The sequence below is a fragment of the Bacillus sp. mrc49 genome (assembly GCF_002803435.1).
Genome location: NZ_PHNG01000733.1, coordinates 1 through 14,322, shown reverse-complemented (window position 1 = coordinate 14,322; position 14,322 = coordinate 1). Strand labels below are relative to the sequence as shown.

12 protein-coding genes and 1 riboswitch are annotated in these 14,322 nt (G+C 42.1%); of the genes, 11 read left to right on the top strand and 1 reads right to left on the bottom strand.

Annotation, left to right across the window (positions count from 1 at the left end; all coding sequences use genetic code 11):
• A partial coding sequence (locus CVN76_RS21470; RefSeq protein WP_100532990.1) for an amino acid permease occupies positions 1–998 on the bottom strand: 998 nt, incomplete at its 3' end.
• A gap of 178 nt (positions 999–1,176) precedes the next feature.
• Positions 1,177–1,255: riboswitch (glycine riboswitch) on the bottom strand.
• 487 nt (positions 1,256–1,742) lie between these two features.
• Between CVN76_RS21470 and CVN76_RS21465 the strand changes: the two genes are divergently transcribed.
• From CVN76_RS21465 to CVN76_RS21415, 11 genes are all read left to right on the top strand, one after another.
• Entirely contained in the window at positions 1,743–3,116 is a 1,374-nt protein-coding gene (locus CVN76_RS21465; RefSeq protein WP_100532989.1) for an amino acid permease, read from the top strand.
• Between the two features lie 477 nt (positions 3,117–3,593).
• Positions 3,594–4,658 (top strand): P-loop NTPase, encoded by a 1,065-nt coding sequence (locus CVN76_RS21460; protein ID WP_100532991.1) that lies wholly within the window; start codon positions 3,594–3,596, stop codon positions 4,656–4,658.
• A 99-nt stretch (positions 4,659–4,757) separates the two neighbouring features.
• Positions 4,758–5,546: a formate dehydrogenase accessory sulfurtransferase FdhD gene (gene fdhD, locus CVN76_RS21455; protein WP_100532988.1), complete on the top strand. Its 789-nt coding sequence runs from the start codon at positions 4,758–4,760 to the stop codon at positions 5,544–5,546.
• A 52-nt stretch (positions 5,547–5,598) separates the two neighbouring features.
• Complete coding sequence (gene moaA / locus CVN76_RS21450) at positions 5,599–6,615, top strand: GTP 3',8-cyclase MoaA (RefSeq protein ID WP_100532987.1); 1,017 nt, start codon at positions 5,599–5,601, stop codon at positions 6,613–6,615.
• A gap of 49 nt (positions 6,616–6,664) precedes the next feature.
• The gene (gene moaC, locus CVN76_RS21445) at positions 6,665–7,150 is read left to right on the top strand and encodes a cyclic pyranopterin monophosphate synthase MoaC (protein WP_100532986.1); all 486 of its coding nucleotides are present in this window, start codon (positions 6,665–6,667) and stop codon (positions 7,148–7,150) included.
• 152 nt (positions 7,151–7,302) lie between these two features.
• On the top strand, positions 7,303–8,319 hold the full coding sequence (locus CVN76_RS21440; RefSeq protein WP_100532985.1) for a MoeB/ThiF family adenylyltransferase: 1,017 nt from the start codon (positions 7,303–7,305) through the stop codon (positions 8,317–8,319).
• Positions 8,320–8,336: 17 nt separating this feature from the next.
• On the top strand, positions 8,337–9,629 hold the full coding sequence (locus CVN76_RS21435; RefSeq protein WP_100532984.1) for a molybdopterin molybdotransferase MoeA: 1,293 nt from the start codon (positions 8,337–8,339) through the stop codon (positions 9,627–9,629).
• A gap of 36 nt (positions 9,630–9,665) precedes the next feature.
• Positions 9,666–10,118, top strand: coding sequence for a molybdenum cofactor biosynthesis protein MoaE (locus CVN76_RS21430; RefSeq protein ID WP_442857593.1), 453 nt, complete (start codon positions 9,666–9,668; stop codon positions 10,116–10,118).
• A 3-nt stretch (positions 10,119–10,121) separates the two neighbouring features.
• A complete protein-coding gene (gene moaD, locus CVN76_RS21425; RefSeq protein WP_100532982.1) occupies positions 10,122–10,355 on the top strand; it encodes a molybdopterin converting factor subunit 1 in 234 nt (77 codons plus the stop codon).
• Positions 10,356–10,677: 322 nt separating this feature from the next.
• Positions 10,678–13,632 (top strand): formate dehydrogenase subunit alpha, encoded by a 2,955-nt coding sequence (fdhF, locus tag CVN76_RS21420; protein WP_100532981.1) that lies wholly within the window; start codon positions 10,678–10,680, stop codon positions 13,630–13,632.
• Between the two features lie 16 nt (positions 13,633–13,648).
• Positions 13,649–14,128 carry a DUF1641 domain-containing protein gene (locus CVN76_RS21415; protein ID WP_100531238.1) on the top strand — a complete coding sequence of 160 codons (480 nt, stop codon included), beginning with the start codon at positions 13,649–13,651 and terminating at the stop codon, positions 14,126–14,128.
• Positions 14,129–14,322 lie beyond the last annotated feature (194 nt).

The window sequence follows — 14,322 nt, the reverse complement described above, 5'->3', positions numbered from 1 at the left end:
AAGGCATTGCTTGGAACAGCCTGTTTATTTAAATGGGCCAGTTTGGCAGAGGCTTCGCCATTCCTGCTTAACGTATAGAGAATGCGGCTCGTTGAAAATAATCCGCTGTTGCATGCGGAGGCGGCAGATGTCAACACAACGAAATTGATGATTCCAGCAGCGACAGGAATTCCGATTAACGCAAAAACTTCAACAAATGGGCTGCTCGTTGCATCCAGTTGCGTCCAAGGGTTCACAACCAGGATGACGAATAGGGCTCCTACATAGAACAATAAAATCCGGACAGGGATTTTATTGATGGCAGACGGAATGTTTTTCCTGGGGTTCGCCGTTTCCGCTGCAGATACCCCAACCAATTCGACACCGACAAAGGAGAAGACGACCAATTGTAAAGACAACAGGAAACCGGAAATGCCATTGGGGAACATGCCCCCATGACTCCATAAATTCGTTACGGAAACCGTACCCGTGCTTGTCTTGAAGCCGATGATCAACAAAATGATTCCTGCGATGATCATGGCGATGATCGTGATCACCTTAATGATGGCAAACCAAAATTCCAATTCGCCAAATAGCTTGACGGTCAATAGGTTCAATCCTAACAAAATGACAAGGCATAGGAGAGCCGGAATCCATTGAGGGATATCGAACCAGTATTGCATATAGACACCGACGGCAATGATATCGGCCATTGCGGTCATGATCCAACAAAACCAATAGGTCCATCCGGTCACGAATCCAGCCCAAGGGCCGACATATTCGGTAGCGAATTCGGTGAATGATGTATAACCTGCGTTGGATAAGAGCAGCTCACCTAAAGCCCTCATGACAAAAAACAAGGCTATACCTATGATTAGATACGAAAAGATGATGGATGGACCTGCCAATTGAATGGCTTTTCCAGATCCCAAAAATAAACCGGTTCCGATCGTTCCTCCTATTGCGATTAATTGAACATGACGATTTTGTAAATCTCTTTTTAACTCCTGTTTAGCCATTCCGTAAGCCCCCAACTTTTCATAGTAGTAGTGGAAAATTATTTCAAGCCGGCACGGTATTGGAGAGAGGGACGTGAAATTTCGCCTTGTTTTTTACATTCCTTCACAAAAGTGAACATTAAAAAAAGAGATTGGAAAATACCAATCTCTTAAAAGGTCAGAATAACAATTTATCATTCGTTACTCTTCTGTCCTTTTGCCTGAGATTGTGAATCCTTCGGCGCTGCATCTTGTACAGTCTCTCCAGAAGCTGCTCCTGCTATAGTGTCATCCATAGCATTCATCGCTTGCTTGTATGCGGTTGTCAGCAAATGTTTGTCGGTGAAGGGGGTACCTTCACGATAAACCATTCATTATGCTTATAAAATAATATTCGAATTCTAACATTTATTCCCCCCTCGGTCAACACATTATTTTTCGTGCCGGCAGGAGCTTGAGTGCAGTTTTAAGATCATGATTTATAACCGGACATTGAAATGAGCTCCAAGAAAACCTGCCACTTTTGGAAAATCACTATCATGAAATATCGACTAACATTTTTTGAAATGATAGTTTTAGGGTAGGGAAATTGAAAAGATATTTTTGCCAGCTGTTTTCTTCAAAAATACAATTGTATTTTTACAGAATATTTACTATTATAAGATAAGAAAATCAAATTGAAGTGTTATACAATATTTAAACGAAATGAGATCAATAGAGAGTCAGTTAGTGTGAGCATAGAAAAAGCACCTGGAGGAATCAATCATGTCAAACAAGGAATTGAAGAGAGGGCTGGAGGCACGTCACATTCAAATGATAGCCTTGGGCGGAACCATCGGGGTCGGGTTATTCATGGGATCGGCGAGCACGATCAAATGGACTGGCCCTTCCGTAATGCTTGCTTATGCCATCGCAGGTATTTTTATTTTTTTCATCATGCGTTCCATGGGGGAAATGCTTTATATGGAGCCGACTACAGGTTCTTTCGCAACCTTTGCGAGCAGCTATATTCATCCTTTGGCAGGTTATATGACTGCTTGGAGCAACTGGTTTCAATGGGTAATCGTCGGAATGTCCGAGATCATTGCCGTTGGCTTGTATATGCAGTACTGGTTCCCTGAGTTACCTGCTTGGATTCCAGGTGTTGTTGCCATGATCATTTTGGGGGCTGCCAACCTCATATCCGTAAAATCTTTCGGTGAATTCGAATTTTGGTTCGCACTCATTAAAATCATTACGATTGTACTGATGATCATTGCCGGTATCGGCCTCATTTTCTTCGGAATCGGAAATGGCGGGGCTGCCATTGGGTTATCAAATCTATGGTCAAACGGCGGCTTCTTCACTGGAGGCTGGAAAGGGTTTTTCTTTGCGCTTTCCCTAGTCGTAGCTTCCTACCAAGGAGTTGAGCTCATCGGCATCACGGCCGGTGAAGCAAAAGATCCTACGAAGACGGTTACAAAAGCGATTCAGTCAATCATATGGCGCATTTTAATTTTTTATATCGGCGCCATTTTCGTCATCGTGACGGTCTTTCCTTGGAATCAACTGGATGAGATAGGCAGTCCATTCGTTTCAACCTTTGCAAAGATAGGTATCACGGCAGCGGCAGGAATCATTAACTTTGTCGTGATCACGGCAGCGATGTCTGGCTGCAACAGCGGGATTTTCAGTGCAGGGAGAATGCTTTACACGCTAGCCCAAAACGGACAAGCACCAAAAATCTTTGCAAAAGTATCGAAAAGTGGCGTACCGGCCTATTGTACGATCGCCGTCCTATTAGGTTTGGGCATCGGCGTTATCCTGAACTACCTTGCACCGCCTCAAGTATTCCTTTATGTGTACAGTGCAAGTGTTTTACCTGGGATGATCCCATGGTTTGTCCTGCTCATCAGTGAGCTGAAATTCAGAAAGGTAAATGCCGCTGAAATGGAGAAACATCCTTTCAAAATGCCATTGGCCCCTTTCAGCAACTATGCGACGATCGCCTTTTTACTGATGGTTCTTGTTGGTATGTGGATCAATCCGAGCACCCGGATTTCCCTGCTTGTCGGGATCATTTTCCTCGCCTTGGTCGCAGCAAGCTATTACTTGCTGAAAATGGATAAACGAACGCCTTTACAGGATGACGATATTTAGGATAAGTCAATAAAAGCCCACTCTTCTAAAAGGGAGTGGGCTTGTTTGATGTCTGCCTGAAGCATGGGTATGTAATTCAGGTGTAAACCACCAAAGGAATGGAAGCAATATGCTGGGAACAAAAGTTACTCAAGAAAATCCAGATAATAATGTACATAATTTGTTATTGAGCTTATAGATCGAAAGTATTATAATGAAATTACAAATTCATTGATATTGGGTAACCGCAAGTTGCCTTTATATCCTGATTTTTATATTTATTTTACGTGATGAGATGGATAACTGGTAGGTAAAGCTGCTTAGTCATTAGCCCGTCATAAAATAGGCTGTGTATGAACTTGTACACAATTTATTTTATGATGGGCTTTTTTGTTTCCCTCCTTTCTTTTCTTGATTGATATTCATATATTTGATTTTTTTTCCAAATCGTTTGGCCATAATGATAAAGACGCTAAAAATAAAAATGGAGTGATAGGAATGCTGACGCACGAAGAAGTTATGAAAGCACTTAAACACGTCGAAGATCCCGAATTGCATAAAAGTATCGTGGATTTAAATATGGTAAGAAATGTTGAAATAAACGGTGCAAATGTCGAACTCGAAGTGGTATTAACGATTTCCGGATGTCCTTTAAAGGCAAGGATAAAAGAGGATGTCGAAAATTCCCTTAAAGGGATAGGCGCCTCAGAAGTGTCATTGACTTTTGGGACCATGACACCGGAAGAGCGTGCTGCATTGACGAAAACCTTGAAACAAAATGCTTCAACAGAGACGGGGATGCCCAACATGCTGCGGCCGGATTCAGGAGTTCAATTCATTGCGGTGACGAGCGGGAAAGGGGGAGTGGGGAAATCGACGGTGACCGTGAACCTTGCCACTGCCTTGGTTCGTATGGGTAAAAAAGTAGGCATTTTAGATGCTGATATATATGGATTCAGTATTCCAGCCATGATGGAAGTGAAACAAAAACCAACCATGCTTGATAAAACGGCCATTCCAGTTAGTAGTAATGGTGTTAAAATTATGTCGATGGGATTCTTTACAGATAATAACAATCCGGTCATGTGGAGAGGGCCGATGCTCAATAAATGGATTCAAAATTTCCTTGCGAATACACACTGGGGTGAATTGGATTATCTTCTTTTGGATTTACCTCCGGGCACGGGAGATGTAGCGATTGATGTAGCCGCGATGATTCCTCAGGCTAGGGAAATCATCGTCACGACTCCGCATAATGTCGCCTCTTATGTTGCTTCCAGAGCAGGAGCCATGGCTAAACATACAAAACATGAAGTACTGGGTATCGTGGAGAATATGTCTTATTATGAAGAGCAAGACGGTTCTAGAAATTACCTTTTCGGAAAGGGCGGCGGTGATATGCTGGCCCGCCAGATTGATTCTGAAGTCATTGCCAGAATACCTTTTGCGAAGCGAGAGGAAAATAATCATTCCAATGTATATGATGAAGATTCGCTTACGGGAGAAATGTTTACGTCTCTAGCTGAAGACCTCATTCATAGAGAACAAGTCTTAAGGCACTGATTCTGCTTCAGTAAATATGGCAGTATGGTCAATGTATCACGCCACTGAAAAAGTATGGAATTCTTTAAGAAGAATATAATTTTAAGGATGATTTATGATATGAAACCAACGGTGGGGAAAAGGGAGATCCTGAAATTTGCGAACGGGCATATTGAACGTGCCGAGGATGTAATTGTCACAGAATATCCTGTTACGGTAAAAATCAATGAACAAGAATTCGTTACGATGGTCTGTACACCGGAATATATTGAAGATATGGTCATCGGCTACTTGGCATCTGAAGGGATCATCAAAAAATATGAAGAGATTAAAGATATTTGGTTTCAAGAAAAAGAAGGGTTTGTACATGTGAAAATCGATAAGCTGAATCCTTATTTTCAAAGCTTCCAGAACAAGCGCTACATTACATCTTGCTGCGGGATGAGCAGGCAAGGGTTCGTTTTTGTCAATGATGCTTTGACCGCCAAGAAAATGAATGATATCCGGGTGAAGATCTCCCCGGATGATTGCCTGCGTTTGATGAGGAACCTACAAGATTCAGCTACTATTTTTCAGGATACAGGAGGGGTCCATAACGCCTCCTTATGTGATGTGGATGATTTCATGCTTAGCCGAATGGATATAGGAAGGCATAATGCGTTGGATAAAATATATGGCTACTGCTTGAAAAATGACATCCCGATTGGAAATAAGATTATTGTATTCAGCGGGAGGATTTCTTCGGAAATTTTATTGAAGGTCGCAAAAATCGGTTGTGAAATAGTTCTGTCAAAATCCGCTCCAACCGAATTGGCGTTAGAGTTGGCAGAAGGCCTAGGAATTACGACAGTAGGCTTTATTCGAAATCGATCATTTAATATATATACATGTCCAGAACGAATTCTATAAATGGGGTAAAGAATATTATGGTTTTCAATCTTATGGAAGAGAGCTGAGGATTGTGGAAGAAGTTATCTTGGATAAATTACAACGCCCGTTGAAAGATTTGCGTCTATCTGTCACGGATCGTTGTAATTTTCGCTGTCGCTATTGCATGCCAGAAGAAATCTTTGGGCCTGATTATCCTTTTTTAGCTTCGGATAAAATTCTGTCTTTTGATGAAATGGAGCGATTGACCCGTATATTTGTTTCTTTAGGTGTAACGAAAATACGTATTACAGGAGGAGAACCACTATTACGCAAGGATCTTCCAGAATTGATTCAACGTCTGAAATCGATTGCTGGAGTAGAGGATATTGGCATTACGACGAACGGATCTCTTCTTAAAAAGTTTGCCCCCCTCTTATTTGCTGCTGGGTTAAGAAGGGTGACAGTCAGCCTTGATTCCTTGGATGATGAACGTTTCACCCAGTTAAATGGAAACAGGAGCAAGGTCGAAAGAGTGTTGGAAGGCATTCAGGCAGCTTCTGACGCAGGGTTGAACGTGAAAGTGAATATGGTCGTCCAAAAAGGGAAAAACGATCAAGATATCGTACCAATGGCAAGATATTTTAAAGAAAATAAACATACACTTCGCTTTATCGAGTATATGGATGTAGGAAATTCAAATGGTTGGAGAATGGCGGAGGTAATGACCAAAAAAGACATTTTGGATCGAATTGGAGAAGTTATGCCACTTGAACGAATCGAGCCGAATTATGTAGGGGAAGTGGCAACAAGGTATCGCTATTTGGACGGTGATCAAGAAATCGGAATCATCTCTTCTGTCACCGATTCATTTTGTTCCACCTGTTCAAGGGCTCGGGTTTCTGCTGAAGGAAAATTATATACATGTTTGTTTGCATCAAATGGTTATGATCTTCGTCATTTGCTCCGCTCTGAAGAATCGGATGAGGTGATTACCGATAATATCACGGATATTTGGCATCATCGCGGTGATCGCTATTCTGACGAACGAGCAAGTGGAAAAAGTGCAAAAAGAAGTTCAAAGGTAGAGATGTCTCATATTGGCGGATAAAAGCATCTTCCGCTTTAAATAGCTTCTTAACATACGAAGGAGGCAAATGATGAGCAATTTTTCACATTGGAATGAAGAAGGAAGACCTAAGATGGTCGATGTTTCCCAAAAAGAAATTACATCACGTACAGCTATTGCTCAAAGTACGATTGCGTTATCAAATGAACTATTCGATGCAATTGAAAACAAATTAATAAAAAAAGGCGATCCGCTCCAAGTAGCACAGATTGCCGGAATCATGGCTGCTAAAAAAACAGCCGATATCATACCGATGTGCCATCCAATCATGCTGCAAGGAAGTAACTTTACCTTCCATTATCAAAAAAGTGACAAAGGCTATGATCTGATCATCCGAGCTACGGTGATTTGCAATGAGAAAACAGGAGTCGAGATGGAAGCATTAACTGCCGTATCCGTTGCTGCTCTTACCTTTTATGATATGTGTAAAGCTGTCGATAAAACCATGGTCATTAAGGAAACATTTTTAGTCCAAAAAACGGGTGGGAAAAGCGGGGACTTCTTTCATGAATGGTGATTGCGATACGAATTTTCCATTATACTAAGCTATTAATATTGAAAATACTTCAACATCACCAGACTCCGGCGTTGATGAAAGGGTACTGCCGATATGGGTTGGACCTTTGAGAGATAAAATAAAGGATATTCGTGGGAAAGAAGGCGAGTTCGTTGATTGATCGTTATTCACGGCAACAGCTGTTCAAGCAGATAGGACCGAAGGGTCAGGAAGAAATCAGAAATAAGCATGTACTGATTGTTGGAGCTGGGGCATTGGGCAGTGCCAGTGCTGAAGCCTTAGTGCGAGCAGGGATCGGAAAGTTGACAATTATTGATCGAGATTATGTTGAATGGAGTAATTTGCAGCGCCAGCAGTTATATAACGAAAGGGATGCAAAAGGCCAAATTCCAAAAGCGGTAGCTGCCGGACAGCATCTGAGGCAAATCAATTCTGAAGTGGAAATCGAAGCGCTTGTATTGGATGCAAGACCGGAAAATTTGGAAGACTTGTTACGCGGTGTTGATGTCATGATCGATGGTACTGACAATTTTGACATTCGGTTCATTTTAAATGATCTTTCACATAAGTTAAACATTCCATGGATTTATGGTTCATGTGTAGGAAGCTACGGAGCCACGTATACGATCATTCCAGACAGCACACCATGTTTGCAATGCATCCTGAAGAAGGTGCCGAGTGGCGGTGCTACATGTGATACAGCAGGGATCATTAGCCCGGCTGTGCAAATTGTTTCGGCTTATCAAATAGCCGAAGCGTTAAAAATTCTTGTCGGTGATTTTTCATCGCTTAGAAACACGTTTTTGACATTTGATGTTTGGAGCAACCATCATTACTCCATTAAATCGGAAAAAATCCAAAATGAAGGCTGTCCAACCTGCGGAACAGCTAGGACGTTTCCGTATTTATCGTATGAAAATCAGACGAAAACAGAAGTATTATGCGGCCGGAATACCGTTCAAATCAGACCTGCCAGAAGCATTGAATATTGCTTCGATCATATGGAAAAACGATTAAAAGCTCAAGGAAAGGTTTCTAGAAATCCTTATTTATTGTCTTGCCAGCTTCAAAATCATCGCCTGGTTATATTTGGAGATGGACGTGTTTTTGTTCATGGAACGAATGATATCCAGCTCGCCAAAAATCTATATTATCGTCTGTTGGGCTAATGGAAGGAGTGAAAGGTATGGTAGAAAAACGAACCCCGATTCCTATAGGAGAATGTGTACGTAAAGTAACGCAATACGCCAAGCATGGCGTGAAGGAATTGATTTCGCTTGAAAAGGCCTATGGCCGGTTTCTTGCAGAAGATCTGATAGCCGATCATAATGTGCCTTCATTCGATCGCTCGCCATATGATGGATTTGCCGTTCGATACGAAGATACAAGAACTGCCACAACCCATCATCCCGTGTCATTGAAAGTGGTGGGCGAGATAGGTGCGGGTATGGTTTTTGATGGACAAGTCAGACCATTTGAAGCTGTCAGGATCATGACCGGTGCTCAAATTCCCGAGGGCTGCAGTGCGGTAATCATGCTTGAATTAGTGAAGGAATTCACGGAATCTAATCAGAAGTTCATTGAAATTAAACGTTCCCTCAACAAAGGAGATAACATCTCTTTTGAAGGAGAAGATACAACAAAAGGGACCATCTTGGCAAAAAGAGGTACCTATATCAATCCTGGCATTTCGGCACAATTGGCAACGTTCGGATACAGCAGGGTACCTGTTGCCCAAAAGCCTGTTGTAGGGGTCATAGCCACTGGAAGTGAACTGCTTGAAGTAAGTGAACAGCTTAAACCCGGAAAAATCAGGAATAGCAACGCCTATATGATGCTTTCGCAAATTGAAAGAGCCGGAGGGGACGTCAAGTATCTCGGAAAATTGAGCGATGATTTCGATAGCTGCTTCATGGCTGTCAAAAACGCCCTGGCCGATGTTGATATGCTTATTACTACCGGAGGTGTATCGGTGGGGGACTATGATCATCTACCGGCGATTTACGAAAAATTGGGAGCTACGGTCCTCTTTAATAAAGTGGCGATGCGGCCTGGAAGTGTAACGACGGTAGCGCAATTGAATGGGAAGCTATTATTCGGATTATCGGGCAATCCGTCTGCTTGTTACGTTGGATTCGAATTATTCGTTCGCCCTGTGATCCGGATTCACTTATTCAATGATCGGCCACACCTCAAAAAAGAAGCGGCATCATTAGGAGAGGACTTTACAAAGCCCAACCCGTTTACCCGATTGATAAGGGGAACGCTTGCCTATGATAAAGGCAGGCTATTGGCTTCGCCTTCGGGTTTCAATAAATCTGGTGCCGTATCCTCTTTAGCGGGAGCGGATGTATTCATCGTCCTTCCAGGAGGCACGAGAGGGTATCAAAAGGGAATGGCTGTCGATGTTTTATTATTGGAAGACGTACAAGGCAGTGCATGGCCTTGGGATGACATTGTCCCATTATACAGGTCGTAGAACATTCATGAGGTGGTAAAAAAATTGGAACGAACGATGTTTAAAATAGTCCGTGACCCCATATCCGCAGAAGAGGTAACGAACCTGGTTTCCAGAAGGGAAGCAGGAGCCATTACGGTTTTCATTGGAACCGTCAGGGAATTGACGAAAGGGAGGAAAACTTTGTCCCTTGAATATCAAGCGTACGATTCAATGGCTGTAAAAATGTTGAGTCAAATCGGGGATGAAATCAAAAATAAATGGCCGGATGCCTTGATTGCCATCACTCATAGAATAGGCAAGTTGGAAATAACGGATATAGCCGTTGTTATCGCTGTTTCTTCCCCACACCGGAAAACAGCGTACGAAGCGAATGAATATTGCATAGAACGAATTAAACAAATCGTCCCCATTTGGAAAAAGGAATTTTGGGAAGACGGGACGAAGTGGATTGGAAATCAATTAGAGACCGCTGAATATCCGGAAGGAAAGCCGAGTAAGGAGGGATAAGAAATGATTACAGTTTTATTTTTTGCTGGAATAAGGGAAGTAATCGGATTAGATCGAATAATAATAAAAAAAGATCGGATAACAGTTTTGCAACTAAAGCAATATTTTGAAAGCAAGTATCCGCTTTTATCTTTCGAGCCATTCATGACAGCCATTAACGAAAGCTTCGTAACAGATGAGGAAATGATAAAAGATCAAGATACAGTTGCCTTTATCCCCCCAGTAAGCGGTGGATGAGAACCTATCAAAAACCAGGCATCGGTAAAGGGTTGGTGCAAATCGGATTTTATGAAACATGAATAGTCTGGAATTCTTATTGAGCTTACTTATGTAAAGTATTATAATGAAATATGAAGAAACGTATAAGGAAATCATTGATATGAGGTAACGACAACTTGCCGTCATATCCTGTTTTTCTTTTAATATTGTGGTGAGATGGATTACAAGTAGATAAAACTGCTTAGTTATTAGCCCGCCATAAAATAGAATGTGCATGACTTGTGCACACTCTATTTTATGGCGGGCTTTTTTTGATTTTTTTAGAATAGGAGATTTTAAAATGGCAGAAACAGTCCGAGTGAAAATTAATGGACAGCAACATGAAGTGAAACAGGGGACCCGAATTCTAGATTATCTTTTGGAGCTGGAAATAGATCATCCACATATTTGTTATTCAGAAGTATTAGGCCCCATTCAAACGTGTGATACGTGTATGTGCGAAATTGACGGGAAAATCATGAGAGCCTGTTCCACGGAAATCGAGGCTGGAATGAATATATTAACTTCTTCAGAATTGGCCAAGGCTTCACAAATGGAAGCAATGGATCGCATTTTGGAGAACCATTTACTTTATTGTACGGTTTGTGATAACAACAACGGAAATTGCCGTGTTCATAACACAGCCGAGTTATTGGAAATTGAACATCAAACCCGCCCATACCGGGAAAAAGGATATGAGGTGGATATGTCACATCCATTTTACCGATACGATCCGGATCAATGTATCCTTTGTGGTCGTTGCGTGGAAGTTTGCCAAGACCTGCAGGTCAATGAAACCCTATCGATTGACTGGGAACGTGAGATTCCACGTGTCGTGTGGGATGACGGCAAATCGATCAATGAATCTTCTTGTGTATCTTGCGGACAGTGTGCCACCGTTTGTCCGTGTAACGCATTAATGGAAAAATCGATGTTGGGCGAAGCTGGGCTCATGACAGCCATTCCAAAAGATTTATTAGACCCTATGGTTGACTTAATTAAAGAGGTCGAACCGGATTATAAAACCATTTTTGCCCTATCGGAAGTGGAAGCGGCAATGCGTGATACACGTACAAAAAAAACAAAAACAGTTTGTACCTTTTGTGGCGTAGGATGTTCATTCGAGGTTTGGACAAAAGGACGGGAAATTTTAAAAGTGGAACCAACTGAAAATAGTCCTGTCAACAGCGTTTCAAGCTGTGTGAAAGGAAAATTCGGATGGGACTTCGTAAACAGTGAACAACGGCTTACAACGCCTTTGATCCGAAAAGGCGATGCATTTGTCCCTGCTACATGGGATGAAGCCTTAACATTGATTGCAGGAAAAATGGGCGCACTTAAACAAACCTACGGAGGGCAAGCGCTTGGCTTTGTAAGCTCTTCTAAAACAACAAATGAAGACGCCTATCTTATGCAAAAGTTAGCCCGTCAAGTATTTGAATCAAACAACATTGACAACTGTTCAAGATACTGTCAGTCTCCTGCCACGGATGGATTGCTTTCCACAGTAGGATATGGAGGCGATTCCGGTACGATCAAAGATATCGCCAGTGCAGGCCTTGTCATCATCATTGGTGCCAACCCGACTGAAGGTCATCCGGTGTTGGCAACTCGGGTAAAACGTGCCAAGAAATTACACGGACAAAAATTAATCGTTTCGGACCTTCGAAAACACGAAATGGCCGAGCGCTCCGATTTGTTTCTGCATCCAAAACAAGGAACGGATTATGTATGGATAACGGCCATTGCCAAGTACATCATCGATCAAGGCTGGCATGATGAAGCATTCATTGAAAAACATGTAAATCAATATAGTGAGTATGCTGGGCTTTTAGAAACATACACACTTGAATATGCAGAAGAAATAACAGGACTTCCAAAAGAACAGCTTATTGAAACAGCCAAAATGATTCATAAAGCGGATGGAACGTGTATTTTATGGGGAATGGGTGTCACACAAAACGTTTCGGGATCTCATACATCAGCAGCCATCGCTAACCTTTTATTGGTAACAGGGAACTTTGGCCGCCATGGTGCAGGGGCCTATCCTCTTCGTGGCCATAATAATGTGCAAGGTTCATGTGACATGGGTACCCTGCCACAGTGGCTTCCAGGAAATCAACGTCTATCGGATGACATGGCGCGAGAAAAGTTTGAACTATCATATGGAGTGAGTATTTCTGATAAGCCAGGGCTAACAAACATTGAAATGTTAGAAGCAGTGGAGAATGGTGAATTAAAAGCGATGTATCTAATGGGAGAGGATATGGCCTGGGTGGATTCAAATTCCAATCATGTACATGAAACGCTTGGCAAGTTGGAATTCTTTGTCGTCCAAGATATCTTCTTAACGAAAACGGCTCAATTTGCAGATGTCGTTTTACCGGCAGCTCCTTCGTTGGAGAAAGATGGTACATTCACGAATACGGAGAGACGCATTCAACGTCTGTACCGTGTGCTTGATCCATTAGGCGACTCCAAACCGGATTGGTGGATCATTCAGCAAGTTGCAAAATATATGGGTGCCAATTGGAACTATGATCATCCAAGCGAAATCATGGATGAGATTGCAAGCCTGTCTCCGCTATTCGAAGGAGTATCGTATGAACGGCTTGAAGGATGGAAAAGTTTAATGTGGCCAGTGAAAAAAGATGGTACGGATGAGCCTCTTCTTTATACGGACCATTATAACTTCCCGGATGGAAGAGCTCGTTTTTCTCTTGTCGAATATGTGCCGCCTATTGAATTTGCACAGGAATTTGATCTTACGTTGAATAACGGGAGACTTTTGGAACATTTCCATGAAGGAAATATGACTAACAAATCCAAGGGGCTTCAGTATAAATTGCCTGAAGTATTCGTAGAGGTTTCACCGGAACTTTCCAAAGAACGCGGTATTAAGGACGGTTCTTTAGTACGTCTGGTGTCACCATATGGTGCCATCAAACTTCGGGCAGTGGTGACGGATCGAGTGCAAGGAAAAGAGTTATATGTACCGATGCATTCAGTAAGCCATGAAAATGCCATTAATCTATTAACTGGAAGCATTGGCGATGTTCGAACACAAACACCAGCGTATAAACAGACAAAAGTGAAAATGGAATTAATTAATGTCAAGGGGAGCAAACCGCTTCCTTTATACAACCCTCGGTATGCTAAGCGAAACCCACAGCTCGGTGTACAGGTTGAACGTAAATGGAATCGTGAAGATTATGACCCGATTGCAGACCTGAATATAACAGCAGATAGAAAGTGATAGGAGGTAACATGTAATGGCAAAACCAATTACGAAAATAGAAGAACCAGTGTTTACTGAAAAAGAAAAGCAAAGCCAGGAGCTTGATAACGTTTTGCAGGATATATCGCGAAATTCAGATGGGATTAAAGAAACCATCAAACTGCTCCAGGAACTCCATGATAGTGGAATTCTTGGGGCAATCAATAATTTGGTTGAGGCAAAAGAAGATGTAGCTAAAATTGCAGTAGGGCAAATGTTGCGTCCGCCTGTAACTAATGCGCTCAATAATGCGATGGCTGCCGCTGGAGTATTGACAGAATTGGACCCTGAGACAACACAAAAATTAGTGGGGGGCTTATCGAAAGGGCTTCAAAGAGCAGAGGAAGGAATCCAGTCAAACAAAAAAGTCGGTGTTTTTGATTTAGTGAAGCTGCTAAGAGACCCCGATGTGAATCGAGTTATGAGGTTTACTATTGATTTATTGAAGGGGCTGGGTGAAGGCCTGAAAAAATAACTAAATGAGTGCAAAAGGCTTGTTCAATTTCTCTTTTGCCTTATTAGGAATGTCTGCATTCCTGCCGGTAAATAGTATGATTTCTGAAGACGAAGTACAGAATGAATGTAAAATGGTCGATCCTTATTCGTGCGAACGCACAGGATGCAAGAAGCCGGGCATCCCTAGCTTTTCGATAGCTAAAAACGTTCTTC

Bases quoted from the DNA above. Each gene is read 5' to 3' on its own strand.
- CVN76_RS21465 (WP_100532989.1), top strand. From the start codon at position 1,743: ATGTCAAACAAGGAATTGAAGAGAGGGCTGGAGGCACGTCACATTCAA.
- CVN76_RS21460 (WP_100532991.1), top strand. From the start codon at position 3,594: ATGCTGACGCACGAAGAAGTTATGAAAGCACTTAAACACGTCGAAGAT.
- fdhD (WP_100532988.1), top strand. From the start codon at position 4,758: ATGAAACCAACGGTGGGGAAAAGGGAGATCCTGAAATTTGCGAACGGG.
- moaC (WP_100532986.1), top strand. From the start codon at position 6,665: ATGAGCAATTTTTCACATTGGAATGAAGAAGGAAGACCTAAGATGGTC.
- CVN76_RS21435 (WP_100532984.1), top strand. From the start codon at position 8,337: ATGGTAGAAAAACGAACCCCGATTCCTATAGGAGAATGTGTACGTAAA.
- CVN76_RS21430 (WP_442857593.1), top strand. From the start codon at position 9,666: ATGTTTAAAATAGTCCGTGACCCCATATCCGCAGAAGAGGTAACGAAC.
- moaD (WP_100532982.1), top strand. From the start codon at position 10,122: ATGATTACAGTTTTATTTTTTGCTGGAATAAGGGAAGTAATCGGATTA.
- fdhF (WP_100532981.1), top strand. From the start codon at position 10,678: ATGGCAGAAACAGTCCGAGTGAAAATTAATGGACAGCAACATGAAGTG.
- CVN76_RS21415 (WP_100531238.1), top strand. From the start codon at position 13,649: ATGGCAAAACCAATTACGAAAATAGAAGAACCAGTGTTTACTGAAAAA.